The organism is Bradyrhizobium sp. Mp27 (assembly GCF_029953005.1).
Lineage (GTDB): Bacteria > Pseudomonadota > Alphaproteobacteria > Rhizobiales > Xanthobacteraceae > Bradyrhizobium > Bradyrhizobium barranii.
The window spans coordinates 1-20799 of record NZ_JASAUS010000107.1; the positions used below are offsets into that span (position 1 = coordinate 1).

Below are 20799 nucleotides of genomic sequence, written 5' to 3' on the forward strand. Positions count from 1 at the left end.
AGCACGCCTCAAGCACCTTGCGATCTTTCCTCGAAAGGTGGACTTCTCTTGCTTCGGGTATCATCCCGACCTTGAATCACGACTCACGTTCCAAGAAAAGTGGGTACTAGCCACTCACTAAGGGCCGGCCATTGCTGCAGCAACGCTTCATGAGCCAACATAACGGTCGGCCGCCCGGCTACATCCTCAGCCAGCAGCACGCGGCCAGGCGCAACGAGCATCTTGACCAGCTCGGGCATCGGAGCCGGTCCGGCCAATAGCTCGTTGAGATTTGCACGTTGTCGAACGGCCTTCCCAGCTTCGTCGACGAAGACAAGAGCGCGAAACATTTGCGGGAGAACGCCGGACAAGTCCGCGTCCTTGCGAAGCATCTCAAGAAGTTCGACAATCCGCCGCTTGAGCACGCCTTTTACGCCGCCCATATCTCGGTACGTTTGGATCGTCAGCGCGTGCTGAACATTGGTCCTCCGGTGAAGTTCCTCCAGGCAGAATGCCATCAGCGGCAGCGCGCCAGCATCGCCGCCTAAATCACGCAAAATTTCTTCGTCCAGGCCGTCCTCAAACTCAAGACCCGCTCGTTCAGCGGGCTTGCGGATCATATCGAGGAGCGCGGTCGGTCCCGGCTTTCCCAGCACAAAGGTACCTTCCTGTAATTGGGCCCCGAGGGAGGGCTCGGCCGCGCATTGAGGCAAAAAGTCTGCTCGCAGCGTAGCGACTACCAATACTCGCGGGTCATCGCTGCATTCGGCGAGCAACCTTAGGAAACAGGCTCGATGAACCTCTGATGTGACAGTGAAAAGTTCCTCAAACTGATCGACAACCAGTACTATGGGCGTCCCGCGCGGGCGACCAACCACAAGCGCATCGGCATAATTCGAGAGCTGCCGTGGAGTTTCCGCGAGTATTTTCGCAATCTCCGTCGGTTGCTTTCGATAATGTGTCGGTAAGGCGACCTCCAGTCTACTCGCGAGCGCCATCAAAGCATTGTCGCCGAATGCGCCGGGAGACAATTTGAACACAGGCCAGTGCTCGCTGCCTTCAATGACTCCCTCACTGAGTCTCGGCAACAACCCTGCTTCGACAAGAGATGATTTCCCGCTGCCGGATGCGCCTACTACAGCCAAGAATCGGCGCGCCGGTTTTCGCAAGGCGGCGAGCATGGCATCAACTTCGCGCCCCCGACCGAAGAATATCTCTGTCTCAGCACTCACGAATGAGCGAAGTCCGGGATATGGGGCAGCTTTCCACGGCTGAACGACCAATGTCTTCGATGCGGCGAATTCGCTGCGATCGGCCGCGGGCCTGCTGAGGATGTTTGCAATCCGCTCGCGAAGGTCCTTCTTTAGTCGCTCGTAAAACGTGGTTGGAGACTCATAGTCTGTCACTCCCGCCCGCAACGAGCCATCGGAATTGCGAAGACGCCCGAAAAAGCTCTTAAGTCTATTCTTCTGATCCAATCTAGCCGTAAGCTGGGGATCGTCCGCATCCAGCAGGACTTTCTCAGTACGGCGATAGATCAAGATGTCTGGTCGCTGCGGTGAGTTGAGAGCCTGTTCGTACTCCCATTCCGTGCCTGAAAGGTATGGGGAGCCGTCAGGCTTTCGGAACTTGTCAGACAGCGGTGTACCGATGCGTGACCAGAGGACGACAACAACGATGTCGCACGCCGCCGAAGTCGGTCGACCTTGATCAATTGCCTCCTGCGGGGTGAGGTTCGCCAGTAGAGGAACCGGCGCGTCCGGATCATCCCAAGAGACGATAGTCAGTGTTACGCTATCGCGAAGGAAGGGTTCTGCTACGAGTTCCTTGACAACCTCGCGCGCCAGTTGCCGCTCGTGTACTACATCTCCCGGCGAAGAGAGGAAGATTCGTATTTGGCGAACGTACGTTGATGACCTTTCTAGGCCGTCAGTTGACGGTCGTGCCGCTCTGTCACCGTAGACGATCGTGACAATATTGTTGTCGCCGACAATCAAAGCTGCCCCAACCACGTTACCTTCAACGCAGATCGTGCGGGGATTTCCTGAGTCCGCTTCGCCAGTGATTACACCAGTAGGCTTGCCAGGTTCTGCCATTGTCCGCCCAGCCAGTTTGCAACCGTGCCCACGTGCGGAGCCAGCTTCGTCGCGACGCTTGCGAACTCCGCGGTCTCGCGTGCCGTTTTCAAGGCGCTGTCGAGAAATCCGCCAATCTCGTCTTTGCTGGGTTCGACCTTCTTTACGGCATCGACAGCTGCACCTGCCAAGGTGTTGGCGGCCGGCGCTTTCGGCCCGGTAAGGCGAGCTAGCTCCGCTTGAATTGCTGACAAAGCCTCCAGGACGCGCTCGCGTTCGGCTCCGTCAGGTCCCGCGAAGACTACTGTCGCTTTGATATTCTGCCCGCTGGAAAGAGCAGAACCCGTCACGTGACCGCCGACTGAGATTGCACCGCCGACAGCCCCGGCAACTCTTTGGGCGCCCTGCTTTTCCTCTCCCGCCATCGCAACCCCCTTTCCTCGCTCCGACAAAGTACAACCATTCTGCACCCCGCGGCGGTTGGCCGCAACGGCTGTGTGTGGCGCCGGCCCGTCTGGTTCAGCTTCGTGTCATTGTGTGCATCAACAGGTCACAAGCCCCTGGATTCCGCTGACGGCGGACCAGCGACGGGCCCTCCGGCGAGACCGCTATGGGTCACTTCCGACGTTGACGTTGCACGAAGCACGTGAAGTCTGCGTCAGCCGGAACCGGCATTACTCGGACTGATCGGCTTCCGTGTGCCTGTGATGCGCCCCCCGGCCTTTGCCTACACCGGCGTGTAGATCACGAGCTTCAGCGCGGGATCGTCATTGGCCTGAAAACTCGTGTGCTCGAAATGCAGCACTCCCAGAGTTGGATGAGACATCGTCTTGAGGCCCGAGGCGGTGCTGCGGATCTCGTGGGCTTCCCACCATTTGACGAATTCCGGGCTGCCCTGCCGCAGCCGCGTCAGCAACTCCGCGAACGCGGGATCGCCGGCCCAGACGTCGTGGGTGGCGCGGAACATCGCGACCATGCGCTTGGCGACCTCCGCCCAGCCCGCGCCGTAAGCCTTGCGCGTCTGCTTGTTGGTCATCATCAGGAGCATCGTGTTGCGATCCTCCTCCGGCAACCGGCCGAACGCAAAAACCTGCTCGGCGGCTTCGTTCCAGGCCAGCACGTCCCAGCGCCGCCCGGTGATATAGGCCGGATGCGGCAGGCTCTCGATCAGCCGCAGGATCGGCGGCGGCACGATCTCGCGTGTGAACGCCCGCTTGTCGCCGTCGCGCGCCAGCGCCTTGAGATGCGCATGCTCGGTCTTGCTCAGCCGCAGCGCACGGGCGAGCGCATCGACGGTGGTCACCGACGGGCTGACGGTGCGCCCCTGCTCGAGGCGGATGTACCAGTCGACACCGATGCCGGCGAGCTGGGCGACCTCCTCGCGGCGCAGGCCCGCGGTGCGCCGGCGGCTGCCCGCGGGAAGACCGACCGTCTTCGGCGTCAGCTTTTCGCGGCGGGACCGCAGGAAGTCGCCGAATTCGATGCGGCGCGGGTCGGCCATGATATTGCGCTCCGATGGAGGGCCTTCGTAATACTAGGATAATACCAGGCCTTCCTGGCCCTTCCAAGGCGGCGCATATGCCTTTTCACCCGACTTTGAGGTGAACATCATGAAAGCTGCCGTACTCAAATCCTTCGGATCGCCGCTGGTGATCGAGAATATGCCGGAGCCGGTGCTCGGCACCGGCGAGGTCATCGTCGACGTCGTCGCCACGCGCGTCCTGTCCTACATGAACGAGGTTTTCAGCGGCGAACGAAACTACGCGCTCGACCTGCCGATCATCCCGGGTCCCGGCGGCATCGGCCGGGTGCGCGCGATCGGCCCGGACGCGACCAAGCTCGCCGTTGGCGACTGGGTGTTCTGCGACCCGACGGTGCGTTCCCGGGATGACATCGTGGCGCCCGATATCGCCCTGCAAGGGCTCACGGCCGCCGGCCCCGGCGGTATGCGCCTGCAACGGCATTTTCGCCACGGCTCCTATGCCGAGCGGATGCGCGTGCCGACCGAGAATGTGAAGCGGCTTGGCGCGATCACGTCTGCGGAAGCCTCGCAATGGTGCGCGCTGGGGACGGCGCTGGTACCCTATGGCGGCTTTCTCGCCGCCAACCTTCAACCCGGCGAGACCGTGCTGGTGAGCGGCGCCACCGGCAATTTCGGCAGCGCTGCCGTCTCCGTCGCGCTCGCGATGGGCGCGGCCTGCGTGGTCGCGCCCGGTCGCAACGACGGGATTCTGGCCGACCTCGTCTGCCGCTTCGGCGATCGGGTGAAGCCGGTGAAACTCACCGGAAACGAGAGCGACGACTGCGAAAGCATGAAGCGCGCCGCACCGGGGCCGATCGACTGCGTGTTCGACATCATGCCGCCCTCGGTCAGCACGACCGTCGTACGCGCGGCGATCATGACGGCGCGCGCTTACGGCCGCGTCGTGCTGATGGGCGGCGTTGGCATGGCGGGCGGCGCTGGCCTCGATCTGCCCTACCCCTGGATCATGCGCAACTGCATCAGCATCCACGGTGTCTGGATGTACCCGCCGGATGCGGCGAGCCGCCTGATCGCGCTGGTGCGCGCGGGATTGTTACGGCTGGACGAATACGAGGCGACGGCGTTCGACCTCGACCACGTCAACGAGGCGGTGGAACACGCCGCGGCCAATGGCGGACCGTTCAAGCTGACGGTGATCAGGCCGTAACGGCCCCTCCGCTGCGGCGATGCGCCGTTGCAGCCGATAGGCCCGACATGTCAAATGGCTGGAAGGCGTCACCCCGATCGTAGCCGACCAAGGCCGGCTACTGTGCATGGGGTTGTTTTCGCAGTTTTTGTTATTCGAGCTCGACGACCTGGCCGTTCGACAGCGACACGCGCCGGTCCATGCGGCCGGCGAGCTCCATGTTGTGGGTCGCGATCAGCATGGAGACCTTGGTCGCCTTGACCAACTGCATCAGAGCCTGGAAGACGTGATCGGCCGTGTGCGGATCGAGGTTGCCGGTCGGCTCGTCCGCGAACAGCACGCGCGGCGCGTTGGCCACCGCGCGCGCGATCGCGACGCGCTGCTGCTCGCCGCCGGACAATTCCGCGGGCCGATGGGTGATGCGGTCGCCGAGGCCGAGATAGCCAAGGATCTCCTTGGCGCGCTTGACGCTCTCCGACTTCTTCAGGCCGCGGATCATCTGCGGCATCATGACGTTCTCGAGCGCCGAGAACTCCGGCAGCAGCCGGTGCGACTGGTAGACGAAGCCGATATCGGTGCGGCGGAGCTGGGTACGCTCGATGTCGGGCAGCTGCGAGGTCGGCGCGCCGTTGACGTAGACCTCGCCGGAATCGGGGGCTTCAAGCAGCCCCGCGATGTGCAGCAACGTGGATTTGCCCGAGCCCGACGGCGCGACCAGCGCGACCGATTGCCCGGCCCACAGTGCGAGCTTGGCGTTGTCGAGGATCGTCAGCGGCACCTCGCCCTGCAAGTACTGCCGCTTTATCTCGTGGAGATAAATGACCGGTACATCTTCCGCCCCCTGCTGGCTCTCCATCAGCCCCTCACTCGTACCGCAGCGCTTCGACGGGATCGAGGCGCGCGGCGCGCCACGACGGGTACAGCGTCGCAAGGAACGACAGCGTCAGCGCCATGATGACGACCGCCGTGGTCTCGCCGACGTCGATCTCGGCGGGCAGTTTCGACAGGAAGTAGAGCTCCGGCGAGAACAGCTCGGTGCTGGTCAGCCAGGACAGGAATTGCCTGATGGACTCGATGTTGAGGCAGATCACGAGGCCGACGAAGAAGCCGACCAGCGTGCCGACCACGCCGATCGAGGCGCCCGTGATCAGGAAGACGCGCATGATCGAGCCTTGCGAGGCGCCCATGGTGCGCAGGATCGCGATGTCGCTGCCCTTATCCTTCACCAGCATGATCAGACCGGAGACGATGTTGAGCGCGGCGACCAGCACGATCATGGTCAGGATCAGGAACATCACGTTGCGCTCGACCTGGAGCGCGTTGAAGAAGGTCGAGTTGCGCTGCCGCCAGTCGACCAGGAACACCGGCCGGCCCGCGGCCTCCGTCACCGCCTTGCGGAAGGCGTCGATCTTGTCAGGGTTCGTGGTGAACACCTCGATCGAGGTGACGTCGTTGCTGCGGTTGAAATAGGCCTGGGCTTCGGCCAATGGCATGAACACAAAGCCGAGATCGTATTCGGACATGCCGATCTCGAACACCGCCACGATCTTGTAGGGTTTGATGCGCGGCGTCGTGCCCATCGGGGTGACCGCGCCCTTCGGCGCCACCAGCGTCACGCTGTCACCGGCATGCAGCGACAGCTGGTCGGCGAGGCGGCGGCCGATCGCAACCCCCTGCCCGTCGTCAAAGCCCTCGAGCGAGCCCTGCTTGATGTTCTTGGCGATCGAGGTGAGGTTGTTGAGGTCATCGGAGCGGATGCCGCGCACCAGGACGCCCGAGGCGTTCCACGGCGAGGACGCCAGCGCCTGGCCGTCGACCACGGGCGCTGCGAGCCGGATGCCCTGGACCTGGCTGAGGCGATCGGCGACGTCCTTCCAGTCGGTCAGCGGCGATTCCAGCGGCTGCACCAGGATATGGCCGTTGAGGCCCAAAATCTTGTCGAGCAGCTCCTTGCGGAAGCCGTTCATCACCGCCATGACGATGATCAGCGTCGCCACGCCGAGCATGATGCCGAGGAAGGAGAACCCGGCGATGACCGAGATGAATCCCTCCTTGCGGCGCGCCCGCAGATAGCGCGCCGACAACATCCACTCGAATGGCGCAAAAGGCGCGGTTTGCTTGGTCTCGGTCATGGTCTCATCCATCGCTCGATAATCCCATGATTCGGGGTCAATTGTGGCCGGATTGGCGGCCGCGATATCGCGCGATGAACAATATTCAGCCGACCAGCCGGGCGACCGCGTCCGCAGGCGACATCGTCTCGCGGGAGCCGTCACTGCGCTTCTTGATCTCGACCTTGCCCTCGGCGAGGCCCTTCGGCCCGATCATGATCTGCCAGGGGATGCCGATCAGGTCGGCGGCGGCGAATTTGGCGCCGGCCCGCTGATCGGTGTCGTCGTAGAGCACGTCGACGCCCTTGGCGGTGAGCTCGGCGTAGAGCTTCTCGCAGGCCGCATCGACCGCGGCATCGCCCTGCTTGAGGTTGAGAATCGACACGCGGAACGGGGCCACCGCCTCCGGCCATTTGATGCCGGCATCGTCGTGGCAGGCCTCGATGATGGCACCTAACAGGCGCGAGACGCCGACGCCGTAGGAGCCGCCGTGGATCGGCACGTCGACGCCGTCGGGGCCCGCAACCAGCGCCTTCATCGCGTCGGAATATTTCGTGCCGAAATAGAAGATCTGCCCGACCTCGATCCCGCGGGTGTTCACCCGCTTGTCCGCAGGCACTTCCTGTTCGAAGCGCGCGGCGTCGTGCACGTCTTCCGTCGCCGCATAGACCGAGGTCCACTGCTTGATGATCGGCGTCAAGTCGCTGTCATAGTCGACGTCCTCGCCCGGCACCGGCAGGTCCAGCACGTCGCGATTGATGAACACGCCGGATTCACCGGTCTCCGCAAGCACGATGAACTCGTGGCTGAGATCGCCGCCGATCGGGCCGGTCTCCGCGCGCATCGGGATCGCCTTCAGCCCCATCCGCGCGAAGGTGCGCAAATAGGCGACGAACATCTTGTTGTAGGCGACGCGCGCCGCGGCCTCGTTGAGGTCGAAGGAATAGGCGTCCTTCATCAGGAATTCGCGGCCGCGCATCACGCCGAAGCGCGGACGCTGCTCGTCGCGGAATTTCCATTGGATATGATAGAGATTGAGCGGCAGGTTCTTGTAGGACTTGACGTAGGCGCGGAAGATCTCGGTGATCATTTCCTCGTTGGTCGGCCCGTACAGCAGCTCACGCTTGTGGCGATCGGCGATGCGCAGCATTTCCGGGCCGTAGGCGTCATAACGGCCGCTCTCGCGCCAGAGGTCCGCGAGCTGGAGCGTCGGCATCAAGAGTTCCAGCGCGCCGGAACGGTCCTGCTCCTCGCGCACGATCTGCTCGATCTTCTTCAGCACGCGGAAGCCGAGCGGCAGCCAAGCATAGATGCCGGCCGCCTCCTGCCGGATCATGCCGGCGCGTAGCATCAGCCGATGCGAGACGATCTCCGCCTCTTTCGGATTTTCCTTCAGGATGGGCAGAAAGAATCGCGACAACCGCATGGCAATACTCTGGGAATCAGTGATCGCCTGCAGTGAAAGCGGATTGGGAGCGAAAACACAAGACCGGGAATGAGGAAAAGCCGCTAAGGCGACGAAATTCCTGTCATTTTTCCGTTGCCTTCAGGTTCAGCATGAACTGCGCCGGCGCGCTTTAAGGTAGCCCCAGATCGAGCTCGTCCTCCAGCGTGACCTTCTCGAAATCGGTCACCAGCGCGTCGATCCGCACATGCCAGCGGCCGGCGAAGGGAAGCTCGACCTTGCGCACATGCCAGTAGCCGTCCGGCTCGAGCGAGGCGCCCCGCTCCATCGGCTCGATGCCACGCTCCGGTAGGCTCAAGGTCAGCGTCACCTCCTTCGCGATCAGCGGCGTGGCCTCGCCGGTCATGAGCTGGAGCACGAAATCGTCGACGCCGGGTTTCCCAGGAGACACCAGAACCTGGAACATCGCCTTGTCGCTGTGGATGTGGATCGCCAAAGGCGTCTCGGGAATGATCGTCCGCGGCGGTGGGGTGAAGCGCCAGCCGGCGACGACGGCAAGGATGGCGAGTGCGATCGCGCCCTCCAGCAGGATCGAGCGCTTGAGCGCGGGCGTCCCTTTCTCGTCCCGGGCCAGGGCCGGTGTCAGCCTGAACCGATTGAGCGCGGCGAGCGCCAGCAATCCCGTGACCAATGCAAGTTTGATCGAGAGGATGAGTCCGTAGCGGGTCTCGACCAGCGCGACCGGCTTTTCGAGCTGAACGATCGCGAGTGCGAGGCCGGTCAAGGCCAGCACGCCGACCGCCAGCGCAGCGATGCGGGAAAAGCGGTTCACGACGGGGAGCGTCGCAGTCGTCGGCTTCGTCACCAGCGCGACCAGCGGCGCGAGAGCACCGATCCAGATGGTGACGCCGAGGCCGTGGAGAAAGATCGCCGGCCGGGTCAACGCCTCCGGCGGGGCTGTTGCAGCGTGCCCGGTCATGGCAAGCGACAGACCGACGCCGACGAGCGCGATGATCGCAAGAGCGCGCGCATACCATGCGCTGCGCAGCGCCATCAACGCGAGCAGCATCGCGGCAATCGCAACCAGCAGCGCGGGGCCGGCGCTGGTCGCGAACGCGACCTTCCACGGCGCGGCCGTCGCGAGAGCCGCTGGTGGCAGCCCGAGGAGATCGAGGCCCAACGCGCCAACGGAGGCTGTGGCGCAGGGAATGCCGATGGCGAGCGCGACGCGCGGAACGGTCATGCTCGTCGTCGACCACGCGACCCAGCGCGCAAAGAACACGCCTCCGACACCGACGAACAGCCCGAGATACAGACCGACCCGCGCCAGCCAGATCAGCGCGTTCAACCCGCGATCCGCATTGGCGGGAGGTTGCGTCCCCGTCGGCATGCCGATCGAGAAGATCACCGATCCCGCGACGGGATGGCCGTCCTGCGAGATCACGCGATAGCTGACGACCGCCGTGCCCTGCGGCAGGTCGGGCGGCATCGCGACCGAGATCGTTTCGCCCGACGCGCTGACGCGCGCATCATCCCGCGCCCTGCCCGCGCCGTCGATCAATTGGATTGCGCCCGGCGTCACCGTCTCGTTGAAGCGCAGCTCCACCGCCTTCGGCGCGCTCGCAAGCATGCTGCCGCTCGCCGGCTCGACCGCGACGAGCGCCGCATGTGCGGACGCGCCGGTCGTGAGGCCGACAACGCAGAGGAGCGTCGCGAGCGCGGCGAGCAGGCGCATCAGGGCTTTGGCAGGAGCTTCACGCCCGGTGCCGGCGATTTGCCCTCGTGCGAATGCCCTGCCCCGTCCGCCGGGATCTCGATCCAGCGGCTGACGCCGGTCTCGCACTCCTGAACGACAGGGAAATACAGCGTCGTGTCCGGCTTCAGGCTGTTGGTCAGGAAGCTGCTGATGACGAACTCGTCGTAATTGTGATCCGGCAGCTTGCCGCCGGACCAGGCCACCTCCTTGACGCCGGAGCCAAGCTTGTTGCCGTGATAGTCGTATTCATTGGCGTACTTGCCTTCGACGACATCGACGCTCCAGCCCGGCTTCGGCATCGGCTTCACCGCAATCACGCCTTCCGGAATCTGCACCCTGATCTTCACCGTGGGCGAACCCGCGCAGCCGTGCGGCACGGCGAAGACGGCCTTGTAGTAGGAACCAACCGTCGCCTGCTTGGTCTCGAGCGTGATATGCGCCGATGCAGGCGACGCGGCCAGCGCGGCGATCAGGAACAGGCAGGATTTCTTCGACATGTTTGGCCCTTCGATGGTCATTTGATCAGGATCGGCGATTCCACGCTGACATGATCGGCCTCGGAAATCGAAATTCCGAGGCCCAGCATCCAGCGTCCGGGCGTCAATTGCGCGACCTTCACATGCCAGCTGTCCTCGCCGTCGCGCGAAGCCTCGACCGGCGCGAGCTTTCGGCCGGACTGCGTGTCCACGAGCGTCACTGACACGGCTTTGGCCGTGAGCGGCGTCTCGTCCGTGGTTTCGAGCTGGATGGCGATCTCGACCGGGCCGGCGCGGCCCGGCGAGACCGTGACATTGGCCATGGCCTTCTCGGTGTGCAGGTGCGTGAAAAAGCTGTCGTCGTCCGTCGCCGCCGCAAGCGGTGTCGCGGCAACCGACAGCAACGCAGCCATCGCCAGCGCAAGGCATGTGAGGGATCGACCCGAGGTCATCGGAGACTTGATCTGTTTCATCACATCTTCATTCCCGAATGATCCGGCATTTTCTTCAACATGTGCCCGCCGTCGCCAGGCGCCTGCGCACCGACGCCCTGGACGTCGAGGGAGACGGCGACCTTGCCGGCCTTCTCGAACTCCAGCGTCACCAGTACCTTGTCACCCTGCTTGAACGGACCCTTCAGCTCCTGGAGCATCAGATGATTGCCGCCGGGCGCGAGCTTCACCGTCTTGCCGGCATCGATCACGAGCCCCTTGTCGAGCGGACGCATCTTCATCACACCGTTGTCCATCGCCATCTCATGGACCTCGGTCTTCCCCGCGATGTCGGCGGAAACGCTGACCAGCCTGTCCGCCGTTGTCCCCTTGTTCTCGATGGTGAGATAGCCGCCGGCGACCTTGGCGCCGCCCGGCGTCGCCCGGCTCCAGGCCTGCGAGATGACGAGATCGCCGGCCTTGACGTCCTCGGCCGCCGCTGGTGCTGCGCAGAGCGCGAGAGCGAATGCTGCGAGCAGCACATCTTTCAACGTGGTCTTCATATCGATATTCCCGTTTGCAGATTGAATTTCAGTGAGTGGCGAGCTGTTGGCCCGACCATTTTTCGAGATCGGCCATCTCGGCCGAGCCTTCGATCGTCGTGATCGTCCCGTCCCGGGAGATGAGCATGGTCCGGGGAATGTCGCCCTGCCAGGCAGGATCGATCTCGAACCTCAAACGCTCGACAAAACCGTCGTTGAAGATGAAGTTCTCGGTCGACGACAGCCCCGCTTTATCAAGCATCGACTGCGTTGCCGCCGGCAGGTTCGGCACGAGATCGGCGCTGATCGTGACCACGTCGATCCCGGGATGGTCCTTCGCAAACTGCCCGAGCAAAGGCAGCTCGACCTTGCAGGGCCCGCAGGTCACGCCCCAGAAATGCACGAGCGTCGGGCGGCCCGCATGACCCTTAAGGACGCCTTGCCAGGTGCCGCGCTCGAACGGTTTCAGGGTCGGCGCCGCTCCCAGCGTAGCCGCTGACGCGATCAGGATACCCAGACCTAGAATGCCTGCAAATCGACGTCTCATGGCTGGTCCTCGATTGCTGTAAGCCGATAGCCATCCGCTTTCGTCATCCATGACAGATAGACCTGTTGGCCATTGGAAACGAGCAAGGGATGATCGGATGTGTCGGTCGTACTCGATATCGTCTTCGGCGGCGACCAGTTCTCGCCGTCGTCGCGGGAAATCATCATCTGGACCGAGGTCTTCTCGCCGTCGAACTCCTTCCAGACCATCACCGTTCCCACAGCACTTGCGAGCACGTAAGGACGCGTCGGATTGCGGCCCGGCTGCCCCAGCGCCATGGGCGCAGAGAAGGTGCGGCCTTCGTCGCGCGAATGGGCGTAGAACAGTCCCTTGCGCGCCTTGCCGCTCGTGTACCAGGCGACGTGATAGGTCCCGTTCGGCGCAACGGTGAGGCTCGGTCCGTGATGCGGGCAGGCGTTGATCTGCCAGTCGTCATTACTGACCCGATGGATCTCGCCCGGCGTCGAGACGTCGGCGAAGGTCATGACCGCGTGATCGCGCACGCCGCCCTCGAAGATATTTCTGAAGATCACGGCCGGCCGCCCGGGCGCCGCGAATGTCAGCCCCAAGCGGCAGCACTCGCAAGTGTTGTCACGCGCAAGCTTCGCCTCCGCGTAGGTGGCGCCGCCATCGCGCGACGAGGCAAAGAACAGCCCCGCTCCCTCGTACTTCCGTCCGGCCTCCTTCGCGGGAACGCGATTGCGCTTGTCCAGCCATGCCGCAAAGACCGTTCCATCCTGATCGAGCGCCAGCGCCTCAAAGCGCTGGCTCTCGTTGTTGGCGGTGATGGGCTTCAGCTCCGCAAAGCTCTTCCCACCGTCGGCCGAGCGTGTGTAGAGCACCTGGCCGTTGAAAGCCTCATCCCTGAAGATCGAGAATGCGAGCGCGATGCCGCCCTTGCGATCGATCACGATCTTCGGCCGCGCATCCGGCCCCCAATCAAGGTTCAGCCGCTTGGTCGTGACCTGGGTGGGCGCCGAGAAGCTGCGCCCCGCATCCGATGAACTCGCAACCGACACCTGCCCGCCTGCCATCCAGGCCAGCCACAGCGTTCCGTCCGGTCCGAATGCGGGCGTCACCTTGGTTGCACAGCGCAGCGTCGGCTCCTCGCACGCCGCTTCCGAGGCATGCTGATGATGGCTCATTTGCGCATGCGCTGCGTCTTGGCAAAGCGAAAGGACGAGCGTCGCGAGCAGGCTCATTCGTAGCATGACTTTCCTCCTCCTGCAGTGTTGCTCGATCATTTGAACGCCAGCTTCATTCCGGCGAAGAACGCGCGCGGCGAGCCGGCGTAGATTGAATTGGTCGTATTCGCCAAAGCGATCGCTCCGTCCTGGATGCCCGTGCCTTGCACCGTATTCGCAATATTGTTCGCCGAAGCCACATAGGTCCGGTCAAACACGTTCCTGACTTCAAAATAGACGTTCAGTGACTTGAAGTAGTCAGACTGGAGGTCCGTTTTGTAGTGCACGTTGAGATTGACCAGTTCGTAACCGGGCGCCTTCAAGAGATTGGCGTTGTCCATCCAGAAGGAATCCTTCGACTGCACTTCGACGAACGCGCCGAGGCCGGCAAGCGGCCCCGAAGACTCGTCATAGCCAAGTCGCGCGGTTAACTCGTTCGGCGATATCCCGGGAATCTTGTTGCCCGCACGATTGAAGCTGAAGACGGTTCCACCGACGCCGGGGCTTCTGAGGTTTTCCGTGTATTCAGTGTAGAATTGATCGAGATAGGTATACGCCGCCGTGAACCGCCAGCCTGGAAGGAACTTCCAGTCGGCGGCAAGCTCGACACCGCGATGCTCGGATCGTGGCGCGTTGAACATGAAGCTGACGCCGGCCACCTGTGTCGCCTGGCTCACCAGTTCGTTACGGAAAAACTCGTAGAAGCCGGTCGCACTGAATTTGAGTGCGGTGTTTGGAGTCCAATCGAAGCCAAGATCGTAGCCGAGATTCTTTTGCGTCTGGAGCTGGGTGTTATTGCCGGGGGTGCCGTCCGAAACGATGAACAGGTTGGTGACCTGCGGCGTTCCGTAGCCCGTAGCGACGCGGCCGCGAAACTGCCACTCGGGGTTCAATTTGTAGACCAGCGCCAGTTCGGGAGCCGTATTCTGAAATTGCCGGTCAGTCGCGGTGAGCTTCGTCGTCGTTATGCCCGCGGCCCCCGTGTAGGTGTATGCCGTATTTAGTCCCTTCAGAATGGTGGTTTCCCATCCGATCCCGGCAACAGCGGTCAGTTGCGGCGTCAGCTTGAGTTCCTCGCGCGCACGCACGCCGTAATTCGAGGTGTCGCTGAACGTATTGCTCTGGAGCCTACCCAGCGTCGCGTCACCACCCGGCATCACGAATCTCGTGTCGCTCGATGCCGTCAGAGTGTTGTAAAAGCCACCGAAATAGGTGGTCGAATCCATCCCGAAGATTTCACCGCGCTTGGTTATGTCGCTCATGTAATTGTACGACGGAAAGTCGCCGATGGCGCTGGTGCCACCCGTGGGCTGACTGATGTTGCGGTCGTCGAAAACGAACTGATTTCGCCATGTCGTCGTATTGTCGAAATCGTGCTCCCATCGCCCGCCGACGATGGTCCGGCGGTCGTTGCGACCAAGCCCTGCTTGCAGCGCCGTTTCCCTGTCGGTCCCCGCGACTGTGTTGAAGCCGTTATTATTGAGCAGAACCGTCGCGCATCCCGGTGCGGCGGTAGCCCCGGTCGCACAGCCCTGCTGGAAAGGGTTTTGATAGAACTGGTTCAGCGAGGAGCGGATCGGAAGGCGGGTATCAAGATTGTTGTTGATGAACTTGACGGTAAAGCGATCATCAGGCGTGGCCTGCAGCGTGCCGAGAAAATTGACCGTTTGGGTATTGTACCAGCTATTGCCGATGAAGCCGTCGCCGCGGGCGTCACTCGCAAACAGCGAGCCCTCGAAATTGCCGACCTTCTTGCCGTAGGTAAAATAATTGTTGAGGTAGCCAAAACTCCCGCCATCGACGCCATATTCGGCGCCATCGATCGAGCCGCCCGGGCGGGTGCGGAAATTGAGCGCGCCGCCGGTGGCATAGTTGCCGTAGAGCGCCGACGACGGGCCGCGGATCACATCGATCGCACTGTAGGCCCGCGGATCGATCAGGTCACTGCGGGACAGCCCGTCCGGCTGCGTGACCGGGAAGCCGTCGTCGAAGATCACGAGATTGCGGATGCCGAAGCCGTTGCGGGCGTTGGAGCCGCGGATCGAGATGCCGATATCGCGGGGTCCGTTGCCCTGCTTCACCGATATGCCCGGGCTCTCGCGCAGCACGTCGGCCACGGTAACCGCCGGCCGGTTGTCGAACTGGCTGCGATAGATGGTCGTCTCGGTCTGGCCGGTTGGCGCCTGATTGAGACCGTCTCGCGCAGCGCTGGCCGTCACGGCCCGGTTTGGGGTCGATGCGCTGACGCCCGCACTCGGCGTAACGGGCCTCGCTGCGCGGCCGGCCGAAGCGGCTCGCGGCCGCGAAGGCCGGGGGACTGGCTTGGCACGGGCAGTCTGCGGCGCCTCAACGGTCACCGCCGGCAGCTCCGTGTTCGTGCTCTGGGCAAAGACTCCGCTCGACGACGCAAGCAGCGCGGCCTGAACCGCAACGGCGCTCACGCCACGGCGGGCATGACAACGTAACATGGGGCATTCCTGACGCCGGCTTTCTCTCCGGCCCTTCGACAGCTTCAATCGCCTGCGGACGGACCGCGGCAATCACGAGGGTCGTCAGGAAAATTGAGGTGGTGCGCGCGCCTGGGCACTTGTGCCCTTATGGATCGCGACGGCGGATACATCCGCCGCATGCCACATCACGCGCGCGGCGTGGCGGAAGGGAATGGCGAGCGCAACGTGCGGCGGCGAATCGAGCGATGCGCCTGCCTGCGCCAGGCAGCACAGCGCGCACGCGGCGCCATGTGCGGTCGGCGCGCCGGTCTGGTCGTCCAGACCGCCCTGCTCGCCGGCGCTGTGGCAGATGACGCCGGCAGACAACGGATCGGCCACGGCCTGGCCGGCCGCCAGACAGGCGGCAATCGGCGCCAGCACCTGCATCGCCAAAGCGAGCAGGACCAAGGGTAGGAATTTTTGCAGCCGTGCGCGCATCCGCCGAGCCATTCGTTCGCCTACGAACTAAACACCTCGCCGAGACCTGAGTCGAGGTCAGTTCCGCCGGCTTATTGGCCCGGCGCAAATTTCTCGAAAACTGTGGTCCCGCCGCTCCACGGGCTGGGACGTCCGGCATTTGAGGCAGTCCGGCAACCCTGCCCGTCCACAGATTTCTTATATTTGTCATATGCTTACGGGGCAAACAGCCCGATCATTTCGTCAGCTGCTCTAATTTTGAACAATCGTTGCCGAAAATGATGACAAGTGAGAAAAGTTGATCTAGCATCCCTCTTGCTCAGGCTGGCCGAGAGGTCGAAGTCTGGTGGTCCAAGTCTCGGGAGGAGCCCCTGGCGCGCAAAATGCAGCGTCGCCCCGTCAATCAAGAGCAAATCTTAGAATCGGGGATAATAGGGTCGACACAATTTTCGAGCGGGGCTAGGGCCCCGCTCTTTTTTTGCCCGCAAGGCTTCTTTTGCCCGCATGGCTTCGATGCCGATGAGCGCTCCCTCTAATCCAATCGAAAACAGCTTCGACCTCGCAGCCTCGCGTTGCGCGGATCTCACGCCACTCGTTTAACAACGGCTGTTCGAACAGCATCCCGAAACGCAGACCATGTTCCGCTCGCAGGGCAGCGAGCTGGTGATGGGATCGATGCTTGCGCTGACGATCGAGGCAATCCTCGACTTCGCCGGTGAGCGTCGGGGCCATTTCAGGCTGATTGCCTGCGAGGTCGCCTCGCACGATGGCTACGGCACTCCGCGCGAGCTGTTCATTGCGTTCTTCGCAGTCATCAGGAATGCGCTGCGCGACCTCCTCGGCGACGAATGGTCGCCGGAAATCGCACAGGCCTGGGACCAGCTGCTCGTCGAGATCGACGCCTTCGCCACCATTCCGGCCTGACGCTTTGCGCTGCACCAACACGAGCTGCGGCGATCTCGCGATCGATTGCAGATTGAGTGGCAGGAACTCTTGTGAGAGACTTTCGGACATCGGTCGCGCAATCAATGACGCGCCGACGAAAATTTTATGGGAGCGAGCGATGTCCGGGACGAAAGATTTCTCGACGACGAGGCGCGATCTTCTTCAGGCGGCGGCGACCGCCGGCGCCGGGGCTGCCCTCTTCGGCAGCATGGGCATAAACCCCGCCCTTGCAGCCGAGGTCGGACGATCCGAGAAGCCGCTGAAGGCGGCCTTCTCCAATGCGGGCCTCCAGGCCACCTGGTGCGCCCAGGGCAAGCAGGCGGCGGAATTCTGGGGCAAGCTGTTCAATGTCGAGGTGACCTGGTTCGATGGCCAGCTCGATGCGGTCAAGCAGCGTGCTGCGATCGACAACATGGCCTCGCAAAAGTGGGACTTCGTCGCGATCCAGGCCTTCGGTATCGGCACCCTCACCCAGCCCGTGCAGAAGATGATCGATGCCGGCACGCCGGTGATCGACATGGACACGCTGATTGCCCCGCTCGACCAGATCAACGTCCACTCTTTCCTTGCCCCCGACAACGAGTTCATGGGCGCCTCGGTGACGCAGGCGCTGTGCAACGCCATGGGCGGCAAAGGCAAGATCATCATGACGCAGGGCGCGCTCGGCCATACCGGCGCGCAAGGCCGGGCGAAGGGCTTCAACACCGTCGTCAAGCAGTTCCCGAACATCGAGGTGCTCGACACCCAGCCTGCCGACTGGGACGTGTCGAAAACCGCGCGCCTCTGGGAAACCTACCTGACCAAATATCCGCAGATCGACGCGGCGTTCTTCCACAATGACGACATGGCGCTCGCCGCCGCCAACATCATGAAGGCGCGCAATCGCACCAACATCCTGATCGGCGGCGTCGATGCGATGCCACCGGCGATCCAGGCGGTGAGCGAGGGCCGCATGTTCGCGACCGTGCGCAATCCGTCCTGCCGCATCCATGGCGGCGCCATCATCGCGGGCGTTTCCGCCGTGGTCGGCGGCGAGAAGAGCGGACAGGGCATTCCCAAGAACGTCGTCACCGACGGCCCGGTCGTGACCAAGGCCAACGCCGCCGGGATGCAGTGGATGCAGGATCACTTCCTGATCTGAGCCTCCATGCCTGAGGTTCGTTCGCCCATCCTGGAACTGCAAGGCATCACGAAGAGCTTCGGCGGCGTCGAGGCGCTTCGTGGTGTCGACTTCGCGCTCTCACCCGGCGAGATCCACGGTCTCGTCGGCGAGAACGGCGCCGGCAAAAGCACGCTGATGAAGATCATCGCCGGCGTGCACAGCGAATTCACTGGCCGCTTCCTGATCGACGGGAAGGAGACGCATTTCCGCTCCGCCCGCGATGCACACGCGGCCGGCATCGCCATGGTGCATCAGGAGCTGAGCGTCGCACCCGATCTCACGGTCGCCGAGAACGTATTCCTGGGCAACCAGCCGACCAACCGGTTCGGCCTCGTGCAATGGCGGCGCATGGCGCGCGAGGCCGGCGAGCAGCTCGCCCGCTTCGGCATCGACGTCGATCCGATGTCCAGGCTCGGCGACCTCCCGATCGGGCTGCAGCAGTTGATCGAGATCGCCCGCGTGCTGTTCTCCGGCGCCCGCATCGTCATCCTGGACGAGCCGACCTCCGCCCTCTCCCCGCCCGAGGTCGAACGGCTGTTCGCGACGCTCCGGCGGCTGCGCGAGGAAGGCACCGCTATCGTCTTCATCTCGCATTTCATCGAGGACATCCTGCTTGTGTCCGACACGGTGACCGTGTTCCGCAACGGGCGGAAGGTCGCCGAGACCGCGGCGGCTGCCACCAGCAAGGGCGCGCTGATCGAGGCAATGATCGGCCGCGGCGGCGAAGCGCTCGAGCACAGCTACACCGATGACCTCATGCTGCCACGGCCGAGCGACAGCTCCGTGGTCCTGAAGGTCGATCAATTGTCGCTGGCCCGCAGCCTGAAGGACATCTCCTTCGAGGCGCGCGCCGGCGAGGTGCTCGGCATCTACGGATTCATGGGCTGCGGCCAGCAGGAGCTGTCGCGCATCCTGTTCGGCAAGCTGAAGCCGGACGGCGGCACGCTCGCCGTCGAGGGCAAGCCAAAAACCTTCGCCAGCACGGCGGCGGCGCGGCGCGCCGGCGTGGCGCTGGTGCCCGAGAGCCGGCGCGCCATGCTGTTTCATCAGGAGCCGGTCTACAAGAACATCTCGATCAGCATCCTCGATCGCATCTCGTCGCTGCTGCTCAAGCCGGCGCAGGAGCGCGACATCGCCAAGCGCCAGGTCGAGCAGCTGCAGATCAGGCCGCCGGTGGTCGGCCTCGATCTCGGCATGCTCTCCGGCGGCAATCAGCAGAAGGTCGCGCTGGCAAAATGGCTGACCTATCCGCCGAAGCTGCTGGTGCTGTGCGAACCGACCCGGGGCATGGATGTCGGCGCCAAGAACGACGTCATCAACATCGTCCGCGATCTCCGCGCCAAGGGGCTCGCGGTCATCGTGCTGTCGACCGAGCCGGAAACGGTGCTGTCGCTGGCCGACCGCATCCTCGTGCTCAAGCGCGGCGCATTGGTGCGGGAATTCAAGAACGAGCCGGTCAGCAAGGACCGCCTGCTGGAAGCGGCGTGACGGAGAAGCACCATGGCGAGCAGTGAGACGGCTTTGGCGGCGGGTCGGCGGCCGCGAGGCGTTGCGCCCTTCCTGCGCTCGCAGATGCGCAACATCGCGCCGTTCCTCACCCTGATCTTCCTGTCCGCCTTCTTCGCCTTTGCCAGCCCCTCCTTCGCGACGCTGGACAATCTCGGCAACATCCTGACGCAGGTGTCGGTCACCGGCATCATCGCCGTCGGCCTCACCTTCGTGATCCTCTGCGCCGAGATCGACCTCTCGATCGCCAGCATTGCCAACGTCACCGGCATCGCGGTCGCCTACTTCACGCTGCAGGAATCCTACGTCAACATCGCCAACATCCCCCTGCCCGGCGCGGTCGCGATCATCCTGTCGATCCTGCTCTGCGCCCTGCTCGGCCTCGTCAACGCGCTCGGCCTGACCGTGATCGGCATCCCCTCCTTCATCATGACGCTGGCGATGATGCAGATCGCGGCCGGCGTCTCGGCACTGCTGGTGCGCGGCCAGATCGCCTACAAGGTGCCCGGCCTGATCACCACGCTCGGCTCGGGCTCGATCGGCGGCATCCCCTGGATCGTCATCGTCGCGGCCATCATGCTGCTTGGCGGCCATCTGGTGCTGACCTACACGCGCTTCGGCCGCTACGTCTACATGGTCGGCGGCAACCGCGAGGCGGCCGAATATTCCGGCCTCAACGTCAAGCTCATCCTCGGCGCCGTGATGGTGATCTCGGCGGTCTGCTCCGGCATCGGCGGCATGCTCGGCGTCGCCCATTTCGGCAGCGCCCAGCAGAACGAGTTCGACACCTATCTGCTCGACTCCATCGCCGCCGTCGTCGTCGGCGGCACCAGCCTGTTCGGCGGCCGCGGCGGCATCGGCAACACCATCGTCGGGCTCTTCGTTCTCGGCGTCCTGAATAACGGCCTCGACCACGTCAACATCGACAGCTTCCTGAAGATCCTGATCCGCGGCCTGATCCTGCTGGCGGCGCTGGTCATCAACGTCTACGCGCAGCGGCTGCGGGAGAAAGCGGCCGAGTAGACGGCCCTCAAAGCAAAAAACGCGAAAACAACCCCATGCACAGTAGAAACTGTAAGGAAGTTCAGCTGCTTACCGAACGCGC

General features: G+C 63.4%; 18 protein-coding genes and 1 pseudogene. 5 read left to right on the forward strand and 14 right to left on the reverse strand.

The window, feature by feature from the left end; genetic code table 11:
* Positions 1-83 precede the first annotated feature (83 nt).
* The 3 genes from QJT78_RS36105 to QJT78_RS36115 form a co-directional block, all read right to left on the reverse strand.
* Positions 84-2075 carry an ATP-binding protein gene (locus QJT78_RS36105; protein WP_080586747.1) on the reverse strand — a complete coding sequence of 664 codons (1992 nt, stop codon included), beginning with the start codon at positions 2073-2075 and terminating at the stop codon, positions 84-86.
* Positions 2045-2479 carry a hypothetical protein gene (locus tag QJT78_RS36110; RefSeq protein WP_028154422.1) on the reverse strand — a complete coding sequence of 145 codons (435 nt, stop codon included), beginning with the start codon at positions 2477-2479 and terminating at the stop codon, positions 2045-2047. Before QJT78_RS36110 ends, QJT78_RS36105 begins: the two co-directional genes overlap by 31 nt.
* Before the next feature lie 302 nt (positions 2480-2781).
* Complete coding sequence (locus QJT78_RS36115) at positions 2782-3555, reverse strand: helix-turn-helix transcriptional regulator (protein WP_038944722.1); 774 nt, start codon at positions 3553-3555, stop codon at positions 2782-2784.
* Between the two features lie 109 nt (positions 3556-3664).
* On the opposite strand from QJT78_RS36115, the gene QJT78_RS36120 reads away from it, so the two are divergent.
* The gene (locus QJT78_RS36120) at positions 3665-4744 is read left to right on the forward strand and encodes a zinc-binding alcohol dehydrogenase family protein (RefSeq protein ID WP_028153957.1); all 1080 of its coding nucleotides are present in this window, start codon (positions 3665-3667) and stop codon (positions 4742-4744) included.
* Positions 4745-4874: 130 nt separating this feature from the next.
* On the opposite strand, the gene QJT78_RS36125 is transcribed toward QJT78_RS36120, so the two are convergent.
* The 11 genes from QJT78_RS36125 to QJT78_RS36175 form a co-directional block, all read right to left on the reverse strand.
* A complete protein-coding gene (locus QJT78_RS36125; RefSeq protein WP_028153958.1) occupies positions 4875-5579 on the reverse strand; it encodes an ABC transporter ATP-binding protein in 705 nt (234 codons plus the stop codon).
* A 7-nt stretch (positions 5580-5586) separates the two neighbouring features.
* Positions 5587-6867: a lipoprotein-releasing ABC transporter permease subunit gene (locus QJT78_RS36130; protein ID WP_014494909.1), complete on the reverse strand. Its 1281-nt coding sequence runs from the start codon at positions 6865-6867 to the stop codon at positions 5587-5589.
* Positions 6868-6940: 73 nt separating this feature from the next.
* Positions 6941-8260 carry a proline--tRNA ligase gene (gene proS / locus QJT78_RS36135; protein ID WP_028153959.1) on the reverse strand — a complete coding sequence of 440 codons (1320 nt, stop codon included), beginning with the start codon at positions 8258-8260 and terminating at the stop codon, positions 6941-6943.
* Between the two features lie 151 nt (positions 8261-8411).
* Positions 8412-9974 (reverse strand): CopD family protein, encoded by a 1563-nt coding sequence (locus QJT78_RS36140; RefSeq protein WP_028153960.1) that lies wholly within the window; start codon positions 9972-9974, stop codon positions 8412-8414.
* On the reverse strand, positions 9974-10492 hold the full coding sequence (locus QJT78_RS36145; RefSeq protein WP_028153961.1) for a YcnI family protein: 519 nt from the start codon (positions 10490-10492) through the stop codon (positions 9974-9976). Before QJT78_RS36145 ends, QJT78_RS36140 begins: the two co-directional genes overlap by 1 nt.
* A 17-nt stretch (positions 10493-10509) precedes the next feature.
* A complete protein-coding gene (locus tag QJT78_RS36150) occupies positions 10510-10944 on the reverse strand; it encodes a hypothetical protein (RefSeq protein ID WP_028153962.1) in 435 nt (144 codons plus the stop codon).
* Complete coding sequence (locus tag QJT78_RS36155; RefSeq protein ID WP_028153963.1) at positions 10944-11465, reverse strand: copper chaperone PCu(A)C; 522 nt, start codon at positions 11463-11465, stop codon at positions 10944-10946. The genes QJT78_RS36150 and QJT78_RS36155 overlap by 1 nt, the downstream gene beginning before the upstream one ends.
* 28 nt (positions 11466-11493) lie before the next feature.
* Positions 11494-11991: a TlpA disulfide reductase family protein gene (locus tag QJT78_RS36160; RefSeq protein ID WP_028153964.1), complete on the reverse strand. Its 498-nt coding sequence runs from the start codon at positions 11989-11991 to the stop codon at positions 11494-11496.
* Positions 11988-13202 (reverse strand): sialidase family protein, encoded by a 1215-nt coding sequence (locus QJT78_RS36165; protein ID WP_038944721.1) that lies wholly within the window; start codon positions 13200-13202, stop codon positions 11988-11990. The genes QJT78_RS36160 and QJT78_RS36165 overlap by 4 nt, the downstream gene beginning before the upstream one ends.
* Positions 13203-13231: 29 nt before the next feature.
* Entirely contained in the window at positions 13232-15643 is a 2412-nt protein-coding gene (locus QJT78_RS36170; RefSeq protein ID WP_028149084.1) for a TonB-dependent receptor, read from the reverse strand.
* Between the two features lie 84 nt (positions 15644-15727).
* Positions 15728-16114 carry a DUF2946 domain-containing protein gene (locus QJT78_RS36175; protein WP_049810316.1) on the reverse strand — a complete coding sequence of 129 codons (387 nt, stop codon included), beginning with the start codon at positions 16112-16114 and terminating at the stop codon, positions 15728-15730.
* 486 nt (positions 16115-16600) lie between these two features.
* On the opposite strand from QJT78_RS36175, the pseudogene QJT78_RS36180 reads away from it, so the two are divergent.
* The 4 genes and pseudogenes from QJT78_RS36180 (at position 16601) to QJT78_RS36195 (ending at position 20717) form a co-directional block, all read left to right on the forward strand.
* Positions 16601-17005, forward strand: a pseudogene (locus tag QJT78_RS36180) (globin).
* 139 nt (positions 17006-17144) lie between these two features.
* The gene (locus QJT78_RS36185; protein ID WP_028149081.1) at positions 17145-18167 is read left to right on the forward strand and encodes a sugar ABC transporter substrate-binding protein; all 1023 of its coding nucleotides are present in this window, start codon (positions 17145-17147) and stop codon (positions 18165-18167) included.
* A 6-nt stretch (positions 18168-18173) separates the two neighbouring features.
* Entirely contained in the window at positions 18174-19676 is a 1503-nt protein-coding gene (locus tag QJT78_RS36190) for a sugar ABC transporter ATP-binding protein (protein WP_028149080.1), read from the forward strand.
* A gap of 12 nt (positions 19677-19688) precedes the next feature.
* Positions 19689-20717 carry an ABC transporter permease gene (locus tag QJT78_RS36195; RefSeq protein ID WP_028149079.1) on the forward strand — a complete coding sequence of 343 codons (1029 nt, stop codon included), beginning with the start codon at positions 19689-19691 and terminating at the stop codon, positions 20715-20717.
* Positions 20718-20799 lie beyond the last annotated feature (82 nt).